This is a genomic window from Marivirga tractuosa (genome assembly GCF_042140215.1).
GTDB classification, from domain to species: Bacteria; Bacteroidota; Bacteroidia; order Cytophagales; family Cyclobacteriaceae; genus Marivirga; species Marivirga tractuosa_A.
The window spans coordinates 3451466-3470501 of the sequence record NZ_CP159478.1; the positions used below are offsets into that span (position 1 = coordinate 3451466).

Annotated in this window: 14 protein-coding genes; 5 read left to right on the plus strand and 9 right to left on the minus strand. The window is 33.3% G+C overall.

From position 1 onward, the window contains the following. Positions 1 to 6 precede the first annotated feature (6 nt). Positions 7 to 789 (plus strand): hypothetical protein, encoded by a 783-nt coding sequence (locus tag ABWH96_RS15485; protein ID WP_375578419.1) that lies wholly within the window; start codon positions 7 to 9, stop codon positions 787 to 789. Here ABWH96_RS15485 and ABWH96_RS15490 read toward each other — a convergent pair. Next, entirely contained in the window at positions 771 to 2135 is a 1365-nt protein-coding gene (locus tag ABWH96_RS15490; protein ID WP_375578420.1) for an MATE family efflux transporter, read from the minus strand. The two genes, ABWH96_RS15485 and ABWH96_RS15490, sit on opposite strands and share 19 nt — an antisense overlap. Positions 2136 to 2435: 300 nt before the next feature. Between ABWH96_RS15490 and ABWH96_RS15495 the strand changes: the two genes are divergently transcribed. Beyond that, positions 2436 to 6662: a CHAT domain-containing protein gene (locus ABWH96_RS15495; protein WP_375578421.1), complete on the plus strand. Its 4227-nt coding sequence runs from the start codon at positions 2436 to 2438 to the stop codon at positions 6660 to 6662. Between the two features lie 316 nt (positions 6663 to 6978). Here ABWH96_RS15495 and ABWH96_RS15500 read toward each other — a convergent pair whose 3' ends face one another. The 5 genes from ABWH96_RS15500 to ABWH96_RS15520 form a co-directional block, all read right to left on the minus strand. Then, the gene (locus ABWH96_RS15500; protein WP_375578422.1) at positions 6979 to 8442 is read right to left on the minus strand and encodes a T9SS type A sorting domain-containing protein; all 1464 of its coding nucleotides are present in this window, start codon (positions 8440 to 8442) and stop codon (positions 6979 to 6981) included. A 147-nt stretch (positions 8443 to 8589) separates the two neighbouring features. After that, positions 8590 to 8967, minus strand: a complete 378-nt coding sequence (locus ABWH96_RS15505) for a hypothetical protein (RefSeq protein ID WP_375578423.1) — start codon at positions 8965 to 8967, stop codon at positions 8590 to 8592. Positions 8968 to 9792: 825 nt separating this feature from the next. Beyond that, the gene (locus tag ABWH96_RS15510; RefSeq protein WP_375578424.1) at positions 9793 to 10398 is read right to left on the minus strand and encodes a carboxypeptidase-like regulatory domain-containing protein; all 606 of its coding nucleotides are present in this window, start codon (positions 10396 to 10398) and stop codon (positions 9793 to 9795) included. 50 nt (positions 10399 to 10448) lie between these two features. Beyond that, entirely contained in the window at positions 10449 to 11504 is a 1056-nt protein-coding gene (locus tag ABWH96_RS15515) for a M42 family metallopeptidase (RefSeq protein ID WP_375578425.1), read from the minus strand. Positions 11505 to 12364: 860 nt separating this feature from the next. Continuing rightward, positions 12365 to 12556: a cold-shock protein gene (locus ABWH96_RS15520; protein ID WP_013453300.1), complete on the minus strand. Its 192-nt coding sequence runs from the start codon at positions 12554 to 12556 to the stop codon at positions 12365 to 12367. Between the two features lie 95 nt (positions 12557 to 12651). Between ABWH96_RS15520 and ABWH96_RS15525 the strand changes: the two genes are divergently transcribed. Beyond that, positions 12652 to 13134, plus strand: a complete 483-nt coding sequence (locus ABWH96_RS15525; protein WP_375578426.1) for a histidine phosphatase family protein — start codon at positions 12652 to 12654, stop codon at positions 13132 to 13134. 293 nt (positions 13135 to 13427) lie between these two features. On the opposite strand, the gene ABWH96_RS15530 is transcribed toward ABWH96_RS15525, so the two are convergent. From ABWH96_RS15530 to ABWH96_RS15540, 3 genes are all read right to left on the minus strand, one after another. After that, positions 13428 to 14432: a hypothetical protein gene (locus ABWH96_RS15530; protein ID WP_375578427.1), complete on the minus strand. Its 1005-nt coding sequence runs from the start codon at positions 14430 to 14432 to the stop codon at positions 13428 to 13430. A 148-nt stretch (positions 14433 to 14580) separates the two neighbouring features. Beyond that, on the minus strand, positions 14581 to 17346 hold the full coding sequence (locus tag ABWH96_RS15535; RefSeq protein ID WP_375578428.1) for a WD40/YVTN/BNR-like repeat-containing protein: 2766 nt from the start codon (positions 17344 to 17346) through the stop codon (positions 14581 to 14583). A 96-nt stretch (positions 17347 to 17442) separates the two neighbouring features. Continuing rightward, positions 17443 to 18165, minus strand: coding sequence for a hypothetical protein (locus ABWH96_RS15540; RefSeq protein WP_375578429.1), 723 nt, complete (start codon positions 18163 to 18165; stop codon positions 17443 to 17445). A 333-nt stretch (positions 18166 to 18498) separates the two neighbouring features. On the opposite strand from ABWH96_RS15540, the gene ABWH96_RS15545 reads away from it, so the two are divergent. Beyond that, positions 18499 to 18717 carry a hypothetical protein gene (locus ABWH96_RS15545; RefSeq protein WP_375578430.1) on the plus strand — a complete coding sequence of 73 codons (219 nt, stop codon included), beginning with the start codon at positions 18499 to 18501 and terminating at the stop codon, positions 18715 to 18717. After that, the gene (locus ABWH96_RS15550) at positions 18707 to 19033 is read left to right on the plus strand and encodes a type II toxin-antitoxin system RelE/ParE family toxin (RefSeq protein ID WP_375578431.1); all 327 of its coding nucleotides are present in this window, start codon (positions 18707 to 18709) and stop codon (positions 19031 to 19033) included. Before ABWH96_RS15545 ends, ABWH96_RS15550 begins: the two co-directional genes overlap by 11 nt. Positions 19034 to 19036 lie beyond the last annotated feature (3 nt).

A 19036-nucleotide genomic window follows, 5' to 3' on the forward strand; every position in this document is an offset into this window, starting at 1 on the left:
TAGCTAATGACAAAAAATCTAAAAAATAAGGAAATTTCCATTGGCTGGGATGTTGGTGGATGGAGTGGTAAGAATCATGGTTTCTGTGTTTTGGAATCTTTAAATAACGAAATTAAGGTTTTAATAGCAACAAAATTAAATGTATACCAAATAAAAGAAAATATTGAGAGAATAATAGATGAATTTCGAAACACTCATCATATTACTTTAGGTATAGATGCCCCTTTACAATTTCCTCAATTATTTAAGAATATAATTAATCAAAACCCTATTAACATTTTCAATTCGATTCAAAGCCATGAAAAAGAAAACCCAATAGCTTGGAGAAAAACAGATTTATATATTAAAAAACATTTTGGCAAAACTCCTTTAAGTGCTTCTTTTAGCTTCTTAACTAGCAATGCCACGGTTGCTATTTCCCTAATTGGGGAGCTAAAATCGAAATATAGTGAATTCTCAGTTTTGCCTTTTGATGAGGAAAGCAGTATCAATGCAATAGAAGTCTATCCTGGATTATTAAAAAGCAATAACTTAATGAATAATCCAGTTTTCAAACAGTATCAGAAAATGATAGAAAGCAAAATTTTTGATAAGATTGAAGGATTTGACTATTACTTTCAAGTCGCAAAAGAAAAAACGGATATTGCAGATGCCGTAATATGCGCTTTATATGGATTGGGATTTAATGGTCAATATGATGCTATCCCCAAAATAAAAAATGAGATTCCAAAAGAGCATTTACATTCAGCCATAAATGAAGGTTGGATATATCATCCCGATATACTCTGATTCATTTTGAAGGCCAATTTCTTAGACTTATTATTAAAACGGATAAACAATATTATCGCAGTTACACTTAATCCAATTAATAATCCATACCAAACCCCTTGTTCACCAAATCCCAGGGAAAATGCCAATAAATATCCAGCTGGCAATCCAATCACCCAATAGGCCATAAATGTAACGGCAGTAGGTAATTTCACATCACCCATGCCCCTCAATGCTCCCAATCCAACCACCTGGATACCATCAGAAAGTTGGAACAGAGCAGCAATTATTAATAAAGAAGATGCGATGGGAATAACTTCCTGGTCGGAAGTATAGAGCATCGGTAAATAGTCATTCAATACCATAAATAGTAAACCCGTGAAACTCATGAATATTACAGCCATTAAGAAACATGTAAAAGCAGCAATACGCATAGTAGGGATATCTCGTTGACCAAGCTGATTCCCCACTCTAACCGTGGCTGCAGCTGAAATACCAGTAGCCATCATATAACTGATGGAGGCTAAATTCATAGCTACTTGATGAGAAGCCAAAGGAACTGCCCCCATCCATCCAATCATAATAGCAGCAGAAGCAAAAGCTCCTACTTCAAAAATGTATTGAAAACCTGTAGGCACTCCTAGGTTTAGTAATTGCTTAAAAGAAAGTGGATTCCAAACCGTCACTTTGAAATATTTCCAATACACGGCAAATTTCTTATAATACATAACAAATAATGCCATTACAATAGCCATTAAAATTCTCGAAATAAGGGTTGCCCAGCCTGCTCCCTCTAACCCCATTGGTTCAAAGCCTAATTTTCCAAAAATTAAAATATAATTGAGTACGACATTAATAACATTAGCACTTATGGTGATATACATTGCCTGTTTGGTCAGGGATAATCCTTCAGCAAATTGTTTGTAGGTTTGAAAAATCATAAAAGGCAATAAGGAAAATCCAATGATAGCCAGATAAGGTTTTGCCAAAACCACAACCTCTTTAGGCTGATTTAAAATATCTAATATAAAACCACCAAAGAGCAAAATCGAAAATAGAAGTAAGCCAAAAATGAGGTTGATAACAAAACTATGTTTCATATATCGCATGGCAGAACGATGATTCCCTTCGCCATCTGATTGAGCAACAAGTGGGGTTAGACCAAAAGAAATCCCAATTCCAAACATCATGGTAACACTAAAAACAGCATTTGCCACAGAAACAGCAGCTAATTCCTCGGTACCTACCCTACCTACCATTACGGAATCTGCAGTGCCTACTAAAACATGACCCAATTGACTCAAAACCACTGGGTATGCAAGTAGATAATTGCGTTTAAAATGTTCTTTAAAATCTTGGGCTTTCATTTTTTAGCATTCAAAATGCAAAACTAGCAATATTATGGAAGTAAAAGAGCATGATAGACAATTAGAATATTTGAATAAAATCAAATACATTTATAAAATAAGAGGATTCAATCTTCAATCACAAAATTGAATCTCCAATAAACTTGATTAGAAAAAACAAATACTCAGAGGAAAAGCTCAGTTAATGAGGTTTAAATTTGGTTACTTGAAAATATATAAATACAATTCTGTATAAACAACATAAAATATAAATATTTATATTATCTTTATCTTATAATAAATTGTAATAATTCAATCGTTATGGATACTGCAAAAAAACTTTTTCAACTGCTGTTCTTGGTATTTATCCTTTTTACTTTCATACATTTTGAAACAAATGCTCAGAGCGTAAAAAAGCTTAACAAATATGTAGAAAAAGCTGAGAAAAAATTTGAAAAAGGAAAATTTGAAAAGGCACTAAAATTTGCAAATAAGCTAGAAAGCAAGAGTACTCAGAAATTTGGTGCTGAAAATCAGTTTGTAGCTGTGGCAAAACTCAAAAAGGCCAAATACAATTGGGCTCTAGGACAATTTAAAAATTATTTTGAACTCAATAAAGATGCATTACTAATTAGCGAAAAAACCAATGGGAAAAACTCAATCAGTCATGGCATTAACCTAACTGATGCAGCACAAAACATGGTGAACTATGGTAATTATGTTAAAGCTTTTAACTACTTAGAGGAAGCCATTGATTTATTTGCAGACACTAATGAGGCGGATGAATTATATATGAGTGAGTTAAAACTCAAAAAAGCAGAAATTCTTATTGCTATCGGAGACTACAACAAAGCCTTAAAATTAATCAATCAAGAAGAAGCCTTCTTTTTGCAAAGAACGCTTGACAAGGATAACAACCTAAAAAATAATCAGCTTGAAAAAAGATATGAAGATGCTGCCAGAATGATTACCTTAAAAAGTAATGCCCTTAGACACAAAGGTGAAATAAGAAGAGCTGACTCAGCTTTTTCTACTGGTGAAAGCTGGATAAAGGACAAGCTTAATAAAAGGAGTAAATACTTCGCAGACCATCTTTATCATTTTGCTGAATTCTTAGAAGAAAATGGTACTAGAGATTTGCCTTATAGCTATTATAGTGATGCTTACATATATTCCATCCCATCAAATGGTTCAAACCACCCTTCAACTATTAAATATCTCGAAAAGCTAATCCTCAATACCATACGGGAAAATAATATAAGTAAAGCCATGGCTTTTTATAAAGATTTAGAAAAGATACTTAAAACGGAATTTGACAAAAGCAGCTCTCATTTCGTAAAATTAGCTACTATCTCTTTCGAATCAGACCTACGAAAAGGAGATATTAAAAAATTGGAAAAAGAAGCTTCAAAATTATCAGATGATAAAAATCTTTTACCTGAAGATCATCCCATAAGAATAGATTTATTAAATACTTTAGTCAAAGTTGCCTCAGCAAAAAACAATTATAAGAATGCTGCAGATTATTTAAATAAAATCATAGAAATTAAATCAGTACTATACGGAGATACTAGTATCACTACTGCTTACAGTAAAATAGAATTAGCTCACCATTGGGTAGATTACACTGATCAATTCGAAGAGGCAGTTTCAATCTACGATAAAGAATTCTTTGGAAAAATAGATCATCAAATCACAAACAAGCATTATAAATACGTAAACCTTTTAAATCACCTTGCTACTACCTACCAAATTGATGACGATTATGAGAAAGCTTCAAAAATATTGGATGAAGCTCTTATGGCTACTAGAATGAAATATGACAATCGAGATATTGATTTTGGTAAGGAGTTAAATTTAATCGCTGATCTACAAATCAAAATTGGAGAATATGAAAAAGCTGAAGTCAATATTGCAGAGGCTTTAAGTATACTTGAAAATTTTGATAGTGAATTTACTATAGTCTACTACATTATGGCCTTGGAAACGCAGGCCAAACTTTTATCCATTAAAGGTTATTTTGATGAAGCTGAAGATGCATTGGAATTATCTCAAAAACTGTATTCCAGAACAATTCCTAGTCCTGAGTATAATCCACTAATTGCTTCACAGGAATTAGCCTCCGTTTACCTGAAGGTAGGTGAATATGGTGAGACAGAGAGAATTCTTACGAAAGCATTAGATAGAAATGTGGAATTATATGGTGAAAATAGTCGTAAATTAATTTTACCAATGGTGGATTATGGTAGGCTACAATTGATAAAAGGTGACTATACTAAAACTGAACAACTGGGAAGAAAAGCTTTAGAAATTTCAGAAAATACTTTTGGTGAAAAGTCAACTAAAAATGCACCTGCGATACTTTTACTTGGTGAATTATACGAAACTTTAGGTGATTATGATAAATCTGAAGAATTCTATAGCAGGGCGATAACAATTCTAGAGAATCAATTTGGACGAGATCATGTGGATGTTGCCACCTCTATCTCAAAACTAGCTATTGTCAAGTTTTATGAAGGCAGTGAGGATCCTCAAGAGATTGAAGATTTGTTGTTTGAAGCCAAAACCATTATTGGTAAAAGATTCTCGGTCAAAAGTCCTCTTTATGCTGATTTATTGAAAGATATGGCTAGGTTTTTTATATCTGAAAATAAATTGGAAGATGCATTAAGCTTTTTAAAACAATCTGAAGACATATGGAAAGATAAAGCTGGCAGAAGAAATAATATTAAAGCAGCTGATATTCATATTTTAAGAGGTGACATTTTCTATAAACAGAGAAAATGGAGTGATGCTGAAAGTGAATATAAAGAAAGCCAAAAACTAAACGAAAAATTCTTTAATGACCAACATCCTGAATATGTAAAAGCTACCTCTCGTATGAGTAAGGTTTATTATATGGATGGAAATCAAAGAAAAGCAAAAAGTTATATTGAAGAGGTAATGGAAAATTACAATCTCTTCATAAAAGACTATTTCCCTGCATTAAGTGAAAGGGAAAAAACTAAATATTGGAATACCATTAGAGATGACTATGACTATTTCAATACGATGGCCTTAAGCATGCACGATCGCTATCCTGAAATGATAGAAACGGTCTACAATAATGCATTAAAAACCAAAGGACTTTTATTAAGCAGCTCTATCAAAATGCGAGAGCGAATCTTAAACAGCAATGATTCAACTTTAAAAGTACAATATTTTGATTGGCTTGATAAAAAAGAAATGCTCTCCAATGCTATCTCGATGAGTAAAGAGCAACTTAGCAATGAAAATATAAACCTAAATCAATTAGCCAGAGAAGTAGAACTAATCGAAAAATCACTTAGCCAGCAATCCGAATTATTCAGTGAGGGTATAGTGCAGCAAGAATATAACTGGGAGCAGATAAGAGGAACACTGCAACCAAACGAAGTAGCAATTGAAATGGTTAGGTTCAGACATTTCGATCACTATATCTCAGATTCAGTGGTTTATTTAATGTTAATCTTGAAAAATGATGAAAAAAGTAAACCTGAATTTGTAGTCATGGAATCTGGTAATGACATGGAATCAAAATTCTTTAATAATTACCGAAATGCCATCAAATTCAGAGTGGAAGATAAGTATTCCTATCAAAATTTTTGGGAGCCCATTGAAAAAGCAATTGGTCAAAACAAAACTATCTATTTATCACCTGACGGAGTTTACAACCAAATAAATTTGGAAGCTATTCCAATTGGAAATGACCAATATCTAATAGATAACTCAAATATTGTATTGGTAAGTAATACAAAGGATTTATATCTGAGGGAGAATAAAAGCGAAACGGCTGAAGAAGAAAAAACAGCTTTACTCTTTGGAGACCCTAAATTTTATCTTGCTTCAAGACAAGAATACATTAGTGAATTTAGATCAGGTGCTACTCAAATAAGCGATTTACCTGGGACAAAGAAAGAAATAGATGCATTAACAAAATTATTTGAGGCAAACGGATGGTTCACCTCCAATTATTTAGATGAAAAAGCAGCAGAAGAAAGGGTGAAAGAAAGCAAAAGCCCTAAGGTATTTCATATTGCCACACATGGCTTCTTTACTGAAAAAGAAGATAGAAATCAGAGCAATAGTTTTGAGAACAAACAAATGAGCGAAAACCCTTTATTAAATACAGGTTTAATGCTGAAAGGAGCAGGTGATGTATTAGCTAAAACGCGTTATAATTACAATATTGAACCAGGCATTTTAACAGCATATGAAGCCATGAATTTGAATTTAGATAAGACAGATTTGGTAGTGCTCTCAGCTTGTGAAACAGGTTTAGGAGAAGTTCATGGAGGAGAAGGTGTATTTGGGCTGCAAAGATCTTTCCTAGTAGCTGGTGCCAAAACTTTAGTGATGAGTTTATTTAAAGTTTCTGATGAAGCTACAGAGAAATTGATGGTGTCTTTCTATGAAAAATGGCTGGAAACTGGAGATAAAAGACAAGCCTTCATAGATGCCAAAAAAGAAATCCGAAATGAATATAAAGACCCAATTTACTGGGGGGCTTTTGTGATGATAGGGATTTAGGTGTTGAAGTGATTACGTTTTGAAGTTTTTATGTTTCGATGTAGGTCAGTACCGAAGGTCAGACTGGAAAATAGCTTTATACATACGTTGGGAGTTAGAAGTAGGAAGCCTAAAGTTGGGTATGTAATGATGGGCTTAGAATGATTGATTTTAAATTTTATTTTAAAGCCCTTCCAGATTTTGAAAACCTGAAAGGGCTTATTTTGAGAACTATAGAGTATTATTTCTCGATGTCCTTCTTCTAATCTCTAATGAAATTAGACCAGGTCTGAACATTGTAAGCTATCAGACTTGGTTTAATTTTATTTTCAAAAGCTTATTGCTTTAAAATCTTAGCAATTTGTTGTTTGCCTCTATGACTAACCACTATTCTGTACATTCCTTTTGGCATTTTCTTCATATCAATATCATGGCAAATACTATTGCTTTCAGCCTCATAAACCACCTTTCCATATTGATTATTTAGGCTGATTTGATATTTATCATTAGAACTTATATCGAAACTTGTAGGCTCCATCTCAACCGTCAGGGTTTCTTCAACAGGGTTAGGAGAATAAGTAAAATAACAGACAGGACTTCCACAGTCATCACCAGTAACTGTCACATATTTTGGACGGTAATTGGAAACACCACATTCATTATTAGCACGAACAGCAACAGAGCCACTGGAACTACCCGTTACCAATAAAACCTGATTACTTGTAGTTGAGGAAGTATGGTGGAAGCTCCAACCTGAAGGAATATTCCATGTATAGCTGTTTGCTTCCGCCTGCGAAGAAACGGAATAATATTCCCATGCATTGGGTACCACATTACTTGATCCTTGCATCAATGATGGATTAGCTGGCAACCTTTCTACCCATACCTCTTTTTCAACTTCAATATTTCCGCAACCATTATTTATAGTTGCTCTTATCCAACCATCACCCCTTACAGTTGATGAACTTGATTGTACTGTAACTGAATTATTATTTGAAGTAGAAATATTTATATTATTGCTTGTTTCCCAAAAAACGGTTGCACCTGTGGGTAAATTATTTAAGTTAAAACTGCTGTTAAAAGGGCAAACTGTAGAAGTTCCGGACAATGTTATGAATGCAGTTCTGTTAGTAAATAAAGAATGTGTTGAAATGATTGAATGGAAGCGTTCTGATTGTCCAATTGTAATTCTATTTAAACAACTAACGCGCGAATATGACATAATATTATTAACATCAGGACTAAAAGAAGAATCCCCTGTATAAATACAATTGGCATCAACTTTCCCGCTTAAGCAAGGATCTGCAGGTGTATCACAAACTAAATCACCACAAGTTGAACAATTAGAGCCATTAATATTCTCGGAGCAATTAAGCGGGTCATTACACCCTCTACCAGAATGGGTATGAAAAAGACCTAAACAATGTCCAAACTCATGGCTAAATACTGAAGTGCCCACATAATACCCACCTATGGCTAATGCAATACCTGGAATAGCTGAAGCTCTTGAGTATGTATCATTTGGTGATAACATATAGATGTCAATAGCATTAGAGTGAGTATTTGTATTTATAAGTTGCGAATAACTATCAAATGTTATTCCGTTATAATAAGAAGTATTTCTAATATCTGATTGGCCTATTAACCGAATAGCAATATTGTGGACTGAAAAATCCTGACAAAGAAGGTCTATCCAGTCACTAACCTGTGTATTAGTTAAACCACCTGTCCCATCTGTTTTCTTTAATACATGAACATAAATATTGATAATTTTGGCAGAATTATAAAGAGAGGATGACATTTGTCTAGAATTTATTTCATAGACTGAGTTATCTGACTCTTCTGTTTTACATTGCCAAAATTGATCAGATTGGGCGGAAATACCCTGTGAAAATAAAAAAAACAAAAAGAATGTTAGATTACAATTTTCAAAAAATTTCATGTTAAACTATTGCTTGTTGATTTCTAATATTTCGATTTCTTTATACCCAGGCAGTCTCCAACCACAATTCCAAGTCGATTCCAAAATTTTATAGCTTAATACAACCTTAAGGCTATCAATCTTAAAAACGGAATCTAAATTAACAGGTGAGTAAGAATCTTGATCATGTTGAATTAACCAACCACAGCCATCTACACTAGGATCCCCCTCATAGAAAACCAAAGCTTCCACATCTCTTTGCCCCTCAGGGATTTTGTCAATTTGCTCTTCAGGAACTTTGTCAACTGGAGATTGACTTTCGCAACCAAAAGCATAAAGGCCAAATAAAGAAAGGACCAAAATATGACATATAGTTTTATGTTTTGTAATAACTAGATTATTCATATTTTCTAATATTTTAGTTAAAACTACTTTAAAAGTGCAAAATAAACTCTACAGATACAAATGTTTGTATTATAACTTCTAGATTATATTAGCTCCTTTCAATTTAACCCACATTATTCATGAAAAGGGTATGAAAAATGAAGATAATATGTTTAAACTAATTGATTATCAATATATTAAACCAGGGTTAACCCCGATAATTTATAAAAACCTAATAGCCCAAATTTGGGTGTTTTAAAATTCATTTTTTAATATGAAAATTGTAGTGTAACTATCTAATTATTGGTTTTTTATAAATTGTCTGTCCTTCGGACGAAAAATTTATATGAATTTTTCGGGTTAAGATTCGTCTATTTTTTACCCATTTCAACTACAGAGTTCTTATCCAATGAAAGGATAAAGCCATTAATCAAGTATTCACAGACTTTTGAACTGAATATCAAAAGAGATAACTTCGTACCCAATATGTCAGTTTGAAATTTCAGACTCCTACCTACGGAGACAGTGTTGAACTTATCCCTCTTTGCGGTACTACCCTTCTCTTTATTGAAGAGAAAGGAAAATTTGTCTTTGACAAATCAGATCTTTAATTGACATTTAAGCAATAAGCTAATCGAGTTTTTATATAATAGTCATAAAAAATAACTTGCTTCCTCATATCTAGGAAAAAGAAGAAATGAAAATCCGAGAATATCCATACACTTAAGGGGGGGGGAGTAGAAGTCAATTCCTCTCTTTTTACTAATGAAGTAAAATTTTTGCTTAATTATATACTTCTATAATAATTTTAGCTTACTGGTAATACCAAGTTGCCAAGAAACAATTTTATTTCTCGCTATTCTTCTTCCAATCTCTAATGAAATTAGACCAGGTCATAGGATTTAAAAAATTATTAGGTGGGACTATGCCTGTCATTTCATAAAGACGGGCATATCTCCATTGATCATAATAGGGACTATTTTGTTCGTATTGCTTATCCAATAAACTATTAAGATCTTTTTTAAAATCATCTAATTGCCTTTTCTGAATGTCAGTTAATTCTTTCTTCACTATGGTATTTGTAAAATAATCAACATCTGGCAAAGGGTAAACCCTTACCTCTTCTAAAAGTACATTTTCCTGTACCATCAACTCAATTAAAGAATAGGTTTTCCCTTCCAATAATTTAGGGATGATAAAAGTTGAATTTTGATATCCTACACTTCTAAAGGTTATCGTATCACCAGGATAAGCTAGAAATGAGAAATACCCTGAATTATCCGCTACAGTACCACTTTTACCATCGCCAATCAAAACTGTAGTAAATGGTACAGGCTCCATATTTTCAGCATCTAGGATTACCCCTGTCATATTAATGGGGTCATCTTGCTGTGCAACAGCTGAAAAGCTGAATAAAAAAATGGAAACGAAGAATATCAGACTATTTCTCATAATATTAATTTTTGATTTTCATTATCAAGTAACTGCCTGTTTGGCTCTATTTAATGACCCCAATTGTATTTGTCCAGTGTTTCTAAACAAGCATTCAACAATTGAACGGAATCTAGTATATCTTGTTTATGAGCCATCTCAATTACTTGATGAAGATTTCTGGTTGGAATAGAAATAGCACCAGCAATTGCTCCATTTTTACCCATTCTTTGTAAACCAGCAGTATCCGTTCCACCAGCAGTTAATATTTCAGGCTGCCACTTTATGCTGTTTCTATCTGCAGTTTGTTTCATAAATTCCACCATTCTGTAATCGCATATAGTCATAGCATCTAAAACCTTAATTGCCGTTCCTGCACCTAAGGAAGTGACTTTTTCGTGCTCTTGAGCTCCAGGTAAATCAAAAGCAATAGTAGTATCCAATGCAATTCCGAAATCAGGATTAATCTTATGGGAAGCTACGTTAGCACCTCTAAGTCCTACCTCCTCTTGCACCGTAAAGACTGCATAAACATCATAGGGGTGATCTCTTAAGGTCTTTAAGGCTTCAACCAAAACAAATACAGATACTCGGTTATCAATAGATTTGCAGTTTACACAATCGCCCATTTCAATCAAGCCTCTTTCTCTGGTAACTGCATCTCCTACTGAAACTATCTTTTCTACTTCCTTTTTATCCATTCCCAGATCAATAAAGTAGTCTGTTGTTTTACTGACTTTATTTCTTTCTTCGGTGGACATCACATGAATGGGCTTTGAACCCATCACTCCTATTACATCTTTTTTGCCGTGCACAATTACGCGCTGGGCAGTAAGTGTTTTAGGGTCAAATCCACCAAGCGTTGTGAACCTCAAGAAGCCGTTGTCGTCAATATGAGTAACCATAAAGCCAATCTCATCCATATGGGCAGCTACCATTACCTTTTTGCCTTCAGGATTGCTTTTGGCTCTTTTAATGGCGTGTACGTTACCCAGGTTATCCACCTCTACTTCATCCACCAAAGATTTTACTTCGCTGATTACTAAATCTCTAATCCTTTTTTCATGCCCTGGAGCTCCTGGGGTTTCACATATTTTTGAAAGTAGTTCTATATTAAAATTTTTCATTATAGCTTATTTAATTTTTCCAAAATTAATTGAATTCGGTAGTTATCAATAATTGTGAGGGAAAAGATTCACAGAAAACAAACGGAAAGCCAAAGGCTTTTTTTTTCTTTTAACCACAGAGATCTCAAAGATTTTCACAAAGAACACAATAGAAAATAACCTTACTCATTTTCTTAATATAACATTAAGGATACGGCTTCAATTCAAGAAAAAAATAATGTACACAAGTAGTGGCAATCATTGCAGAACAATAATTACTTTCACTCACTTCTAATATTTGTCAGGCATAAAGGTAACTTTCGCCTTAGCGAAAAGCCTGATAATGGTCTTAGCTCGCTAAGAAACCTAATTCAGCAACAACACAGTCGTTAATTTTAAATGTCTTAGCGAGATGCTAAGACTAGGGTATAGTGTACATTGAACAGGAATACGATATTTGCAATTATCTTTTCGCTTTAGCGAAAATCCTATTGTTTTCCCTGCCTGCGGCAGGCAGGTTTTGCTTCTATTGTGGTAAAGAAGTATGGTTTTGAGTGTGAAATAAGGTTAGTTACTTTCTGCTAATCCATTAGGTCGTTCCTACGGAACTTGGAGGAGTGCTAGGATTTAAGTTACCATATGGTCGTCCCTCTGGGACTTAATATACAGTACTACAATCATGCAATTTGATAATAGTATTAAGACTTACTACCATTCAGCCCCAGCGGGGCTAACTTATGGTAATAATTGGACCAAACTGCTTATCTAAGCTCCGGAGGAGCGACCTTACTGCTTATTTTCGGGAAAAATAATGATATTTAGGCATAAAAAAAGCCGATTGGCGACCAATCAGCTTTACATTCAGAATCTATAAATTAAAATTATACTCTTCTGACACCAATGGCATTTAAGCCTTTTTTACCATCTGTAGTTTCGAAAGTAACTTTATCGTTTTTCTCGATATCGTCTTCTAAACCACTTACGTGAACGAAAATTTCGTTCTCTGTTTCGTCTTCAATGATAAATCCAAATCCTTTGTCTTCATTGAAGAACTTTACTGTTCCAGTACTCATAAAATAAATTGTTATTAATTATAAATTTGAGGCAATATACATTTTTTGATTTATTCTGTTACTATTGTTGGAAATTATTTTTATATGAATAAAATATGAAACAATTAATACTACTCCGCCATGCCAAGTCAAGTTGGGATTTTCCACACCTCAATGATTATGATCGCCCACTAAATGATAGAGGTAAAAGAGACGCTCCAAAAATGGCTCAATGGCTTTCTTCACAAGCTATCAATGCGGATTTGATTATCAGCAGTGGTGCTGAAAGAGCTAAAAATACAGCAATAGCTTTTCAAGCCTTATTGAATATCCCTCTGGAAATAGATGATCAACTTTATCATGCGGGCAGATCTAAATTATTGAATTTCATAAAGCAGACTGACAATAGCGTAAACTCCTTGATATTGGTAAGCCACAACCCAGGACTGAATGATTTAGCTGATTATTTGCTTTCTGGTTTCCCAGATAATATTCCTACGACTGGGATTGTGAGTTTGAAATTGAATATACAAAAATGGAGTGAAGCTTCTCCTAAGAATGCTTCGCTTGATTTTTTTCAATATCCTAAGAATTTGTGATGGTTATAATTCAAAAGATTCTGTCTGTATATCAATGTTCACGCCAGGTTCTGGATGGTGGTTTTAATTGCTCATCCTACATCATAATATGCACAAGCCTTTCCCTCATATAAAATTTTTGAAAAGCTTATTATAAAAAAAGTCTTTTAGAAATGAAGATAAAATATTTTCAAAAAAATATTCTACCACAATGCAGAGCATGGGAACGGTCTCCTAACAAAAAGGCAAACATTACCCCGCCAAAAAATGTGTAAGCCAAATTAAAGAAATAGTGACTTTGGAGGTCTCTTTTTTCATTCAGTCTCTTTCTCAAAAATATGCAGTGTATTATCTTGAGTATGTATGAACATTCTATTCTCATTTACTTGAATACTACCAATACCTCCATTTTTAGGTTTAAAGTCATGTTTGTAAACCAAATCCTGCTTATCCCAATCTAAAATACCGACTTTAGCTTTATTATCTCCTAATGTTTGAGTAAAATAAAATTTATTATTTAAGGCTGCACAACGGTGATCATGTATGGCATCAAAACCATTTGATTTTATTAATTCATTGCAGTCCCATTCCTCAATTACGAGAGTTTTCGTGTTAATACGACAAAGTGTATTTTCAAAACGTGAGGAAAAAATATAGTCACCATCTTGAAAAACTTCATAACAGACACCTTCAAACTTTTTTAATAACTTACCAGTATGAACATTTAATATATAAAGTCCTTTATTTTTATTACCAGTAATTACAAAAAATAATTTATCATGACTGCATAATATTTGACTGTGTAAGTTTCCTTTGCTTGAATTAGATAATACAGAATATTTATTACTCCAAAGTTCATTTCCATTCATTGAAATATCATGGAAGTAAATTGATCCATCCCCAGTACCTTCTTGTTCAGCTTGAACTAAGCCGTTTTCTAAAAACAATTTAGGTTCACCATGCTGAATAACTGGGACAATGATTTTACGTTCTAACTCAAAAATAATTTCATCTCTATTATCAATAGTTAAATATGATTTATAATTAGACTTATACCTATAATAAAATTTCCCTTTAATCTTTTTCTCTACACCTTTTAAAAAAGAATGAAAAAAAGTGATCTTATCCTGAAAATAATAGATACCATTACTATAACGCCCAATTTTGTTCGTGCGTTTAGCTAATTCAAGCGTTAGTATCTCTTGATAGTAAGGTAAAAACTTGAAAACCTTTAAGTAGATTCTGTCATATTTAATACAAACAATTTCTTTATCTATGTATAATACACCACCTATAATTTTTTTTACAATAAAATTCATTATTTAAAAATCAAACTACAATTTAAATTAACAAATTCATCAATTTGATTGTCAGTAACAACATCATCAGCATCACTTATCTTAAAAAATCTTCCAGCTGGCACGCATTTCGCGTTTGCCCTTCCTCAAAAATGATCATTTAACTGAATTACTTCACCTCAAATCCCTCCTTATGCTCCTCTTTTCCTAAAGTGAATTTCAATTCATATTTCCCCTTAGAAATAAAATCATCTCCTATTTTACAGTTCCAATCAACCCTTTGATAGCCTTTGGATAATTCCTCTTCCCAGGAAGTTAAACTTTTGCCTTCTTCGTTCAAAACTTCAATTTTTACTTTAGCCCTTTTGTCTGAATTATGGAATAGCGCTATTTCCATTTCTGGTAAATAAGCTTTTGAATAAGGATGCGATTTTTCTCCCCAGTTTTTGCTGAACCGGATATCATCAAGATCAAAAGTCACTAACTTATTCTCTTGATTTTGAGAAATTTTATGCAATGGCTTCACATCCGTAACATAAATGCTTCTGCCATGAGTACCTACAATTAAATCCAAATCTCTTGGATGAACTATCAAATCGTAAGTTGCCACATTTGGAATAGCTCCCATGTGCTGCCAATTTTCTCCATCATTGAAGCTAGTATACAATCCATGATCAGTTCCGATATAAAGCAAACCAGCCACTTTAGGATCTTCATAAATTACATTAACCGATTCTTGAGGTAAATCACCTGCAATTGATGTCCAATTTTTACCGAAATCAGTGCTTTTATAGACGTAATTATCAAAATTATCATTTCTATAGCCTGTCATAGAAAGATAAACCGTGGCTTCATCATGTTCTGAAGGATGAATACTGCTCACCCATAAATCTGCTGGAAGGTTATTATTGATTTTTTGAATGCTCTGCCCTTCTTTCATCAACCAAACATTGCCATCATCAGTCCCTACATAAACAGTTCCGAATTTCAATGGTGATTCAGCAATTTCCGTAATAGTTGCAAAAGGAACATTTCCTTCTTTGGCGTCATTAGTTAAATCGCCAGTCAATGCAGTCCAGTTATCGCCTTGATTTAAGCTTCTATAAACCTTCTGAGCCCCCATATAAATAATATCAGGATTGTGCTGACTCATCACTACAGGAGTTCTCCAATTAAACCTTAATCTATCTTCTCCTATATTATGATTAGGCGTGATATATTGTCTTTTTCCACTTTCTCTGTTAATTCTGAAATAGTTGCCAAACTGAAAGCCAACATAAACAATATCCGAATTTCTAGGATCAGCGCTTACGAACATTCCATCACCACCAAAAATACTTTCCCATCTTCCTCGTACATTAGGAACAGTACGAGAACTTCCCACCATGGTACCATTATCCTGTAATCCTCCGTAGATATTGTATGGTTCTTCCATATCTACATTTACGGTATAAAATTGACCTACTGACATGCTGTTTTTATGATCCCAAGTAGCTCCACCATCATAAGTGATGTAAAGTCCACCATCATTGCCCAACATAATATGCTCTTCATCTTCAGGATTAATCCACATCGCATGATGATCTACATGCACATCTCCAACTGAATCAGTTCTATTAAAAGTCTTTCCACCATCTCTGGAAACTACAATTGGAACGCCCATTACATAAATGATATCAGGATTCTGAGTAGCTATTCTGATCTCTCCGAAATAATAACCATAAGTGTAATAAACCCCCGAAAGGTCATAATCATGTGTTTTTTGCCAAGTAGCTCCCCTATCGGTTGATTTGTAGACCACAGACCCTTTCACATCTGTATCAAATAAAGCCTGATTGGCATCGCCCAAATAATCACATAAGGCTTTCGGTTTATAACTACCTGATTCAATGTCTTTTTTGACATTTACAGCATTATATTTTTCAGGAAAGTTATTATCCTTCAAATATTGATTTAAATCTTCATTGTTTAATTTAAGAAAATCCTTCACAGACATTTCCAAGAAATCAGCTGGGGCTAGTCCCTCTTGCTCTTCTTTTTCTTTTTTAGTTTCTTTTTGATAATCAATCAAGGCATATAAAATATCAGGATTAGATTGAGAAATGTCCAACCCAATTCTTCCAGTAAATTCATCATCTTCCATTCCATTCATAGATAGACTCCAGTTTTCACCGCCATCTGTTGACATATAGATTCCTGAACCTTTCCCATTTCCAACAAAATCCCAAGCATATCTCTTTCGTTCCCACATGCTTGCCCATAATAAATCAGGATTTTCCGGGTGGATGATTAGATCTATAGCTCCGGTTTTATCATCAACATACAATGTCTTTTTCCATGTTTCACCACCATCTTTGCTTTTGTAAACTCCTCTTTCTTCATTATCTGAATATAAACCTCCCATTGAAGCTACCCAAACGGTATTAGGATCTTCAGGATGAACCACAATTCTTCCAATATGCTGACTGCCAGGCAAACCGATATGTTCCCAGCTTTGGCCTTTATTAGTGGATTTATAAATACCAGAACCTGCATAACTACTTCTGCTGGAATTATTTTCTCCAGTTCCTACATATAGAATGTTTTCATCGCTAGGAGCCAATGCTATATCTCCTAAAGTAAGCGCTCCCACATTATCAAAAATTGGCTCGAAGCTGATCCCATTATTTTTAGTATGAAATAGACCACCCGAAGCATAAGCTATATAAAATTCTTTGATGTTATTTTGGTTTACTGCAATATCGACAATACGTGCCCCTTGAATTACAGGCCCGACATTTCTTGCGGGGTAATTCTTCAAAACCGAAGATTCCGCTAGTTTTTTTCTATTTTCAATTCCTTCCAGGATGGAGTTTGCATCGGTTGGTTCAACCTGACTCAATAAGAAAAAAGGTGAAAATAACAGTAAAGAAAATGCTAATAATATTCGTGTCATAGTGATGAGATTTTTGTCTATGACGAATATCGAAGATTTATTGGAATTATATCATTTAAAATATATAGTCGGGTAAAATCGAGGATAATATGAAACTCAATTCGCTTTTTTAAAATAGACTCTTACTTGAGGTTTGCTATTATCAACCTTTTGCTTTTCATACCAAATAGTATTGTTAGCAATATTGAATGTTATAAATGGTTTTTCTTGTTCTTTCTGATCATAAAACTCTATCTCTGTAAGAGAAGTATTAGCCTTCCAATACCCAACATTTTGGTCACCCTTATCACTTCCATTATAAAATCTCCCATTATCAGCTAGCAATATCCATCTTTTTGAAAAAGCATATTTATCAGTATTATCATAACCATTAATGGTCATTTTATCAATTACCCACTTTCCTATTAAAGCATCTTCTTCAGCTATCTCAATTTCAGGTAATTCCTTTTTCCTATTTAATGTGATATTAAAATGATTGTGCTTATCAGTTAAATAAATTAATTCATCAGAAGCTTTTACCTTCCATGTTTTAATATCATCAAACGGACTACCTTGCATCATAATCAATTCACTCTTATCAGGATGTACCATCCAAGCTTTTTCACTTACTGAATCGAGTAAGCCTACTTGATATGTACCCTCTTCTTTGAATATCAGGTAACGAGTATTATGATCTAAATAATCATTGATCATTTCATGGCCATTTGCTTTCACAGAAGCTACATACCATTTCCCCATCAACATTTCAGGAGGCGTAGTGTATTTACAAGCTGATAAAACTGAAATAAAAAGGATTACAATTATAAATGATTTATTCATTCAGCTAATACTTTCAGATTTGGATTCATAATATATATTAAAGTACAATTTATTCAAGAAAAAAGTTTTGTGGAAATTAATTGGAGTTTTATTTCGAAAGCCAATTGTCAAATATTATATAAGTATATTCATTTTGTAAGAGATATCAATTTTATAGATTATCTTTTCTAAGAGATTATTTAGAATACGTTATCTAAAGCAACCAATATTAGAAAAAAGCTGTTTTGTATTTAAAAATATATGAAGTAAATTATATATTGATACGTAATAACTTATTTTAACATTAGTTTTGTCTGTAAAACAAAAAGCTAATTCCTGAATAATTAAAAAAGTATGAAAGTCACATTAGATATAAATGACAACAAAGCTGCTGCTTTTCTGAATTTTGTTAAAAGCTTGGATTTCATTCATATACAAACACAGGATGATTATCAAGAGCCCACTAAAAAGGAAATTCTTGAAAGCATAAATCAGGGAATGAAAGAAGTGCAGCTTCACAAGGAAGGTAAAAAAGAGCTTCAATCTGCGAAGGATTTTCTCAATGAGCTATAAAGTACTTACTACTTCTGATTTTAAAAGAGATTCGAAAAATTTAATTAAAAAATACAAATCTCTAAAAGAAGAGTTACTAGAACTTATAGATTCACTGGAGGAAATCCCAAACCAAGGCACACCTCTTGGTAATGATTGTTATAAAATCAGACTAGGGATCAAGTCAAAAGGGAAAGGAAAGTCTGGTGGAGCAAGAGTAATTACTTGCGTTAAAATATTAGATGAATTTGTTTACTTACTCACTATTTATGATAAATCAGAAAAAGATAATATTACTGACAAAGAATTAAAAGAACTTATCAAAGGATTAGATTAACCC

What these genes read in the sequence shown, in the direction of transcription:
- ABWH96_RS15485 (WP_375578419.1), top strand. Translation starts at nt 7, where the DNA reads ATGACAAAAAATCTAAAAAATAAGGAAATTTCCATTGGCTGGGATGTT.
- ABWH96_RS15490 (WP_375578420.1), bottom strand. Translation starts at nt 2,135, where the DNA reads ATGAAAGCCCAAGATTTTAAAGAACATTTTAAACGCAATTATCTACTT.
- ABWH96_RS15495 (WP_375578421.1), top strand. Translation starts at nt 2,436, where the DNA reads ATGGATACTGCAAAAAAACTTTTTCAACTGCTGTTCTTGGTATTTATC.
- ABWH96_RS15500 (WP_375578422.1), bottom strand. Translation starts at nt 8,442, where the DNA reads ATGTCATCCTCTCTTTATAATTCTGCCAAAATTATCAATATTTATGTT.
- ABWH96_RS15505 (WP_375578423.1), bottom strand. Translation starts at nt 8,967, where the DNA reads ATGAATAATCTAGTTATTACAAAACATAAAACTATATGTCATATTTTG.
- ABWH96_RS15510 (WP_375578424.1), bottom strand. Translation starts at nt 10,398, where the DNA reads ATGAGAAATAGTCTGATATTCTTCGTTTCCATTTTTTTATTCAGCTTT.
- ABWH96_RS15515 (WP_375578425.1), bottom strand. Translation starts at nt 11,504, where the DNA reads ATGAAAAATTTTAATATAGAACTACTTTCAAAAATATGTGAAACCCCA.
- ABWH96_RS15520 (WP_013453300.1), bottom strand. Translation starts at nt 12,556, where the DNA reads ATGAGTACTGGAACAGTAAAGTTCTTCAATGAAGACAAAGGATTTGGA.
- ABWH96_RS15525 (WP_375578426.1), top strand. Translation starts at nt 12,652, where the DNA reads ATGAAACAATTAATACTACTCCGCCATGCCAAGTCAAGTTGGGATTTT.
- ABWH96_RS15530 (WP_375578427.1), bottom strand. Translation starts at nt 14,432, where the DNA reads ATGAATTTTATTGTAAAAAAAATTATAGGTGGTGTATTATACATAGAT.
- ABWH96_RS15535 (WP_375578428.1), bottom strand. Translation starts at nt 17,346, where the DNA reads ATGACACGAATATTATTAGCATTTTCTTTACTGTTATTTTCACCTTTT.
- ABWH96_RS15540 (WP_375578429.1), bottom strand. Translation starts at nt 18,165, where the DNA reads ATGAATAAATCATTTATAATTGTAATCCTTTTTATTTCAGTTTTATCA.
- ABWH96_RS15545 (WP_375578430.1), top strand. Translation starts at nt 18,499, where the DNA reads ATGAAAGTCACATTAGATATAAATGACAACAAAGCTGCTGCTTTTCTG.
- ABWH96_RS15550 (WP_375578431.1), top strand. Translation starts at nt 18,707, where the DNA reads ATGAGCTATAAAGTACTTACTACTTCTGATTTTAAAAGAGATTCGAAA.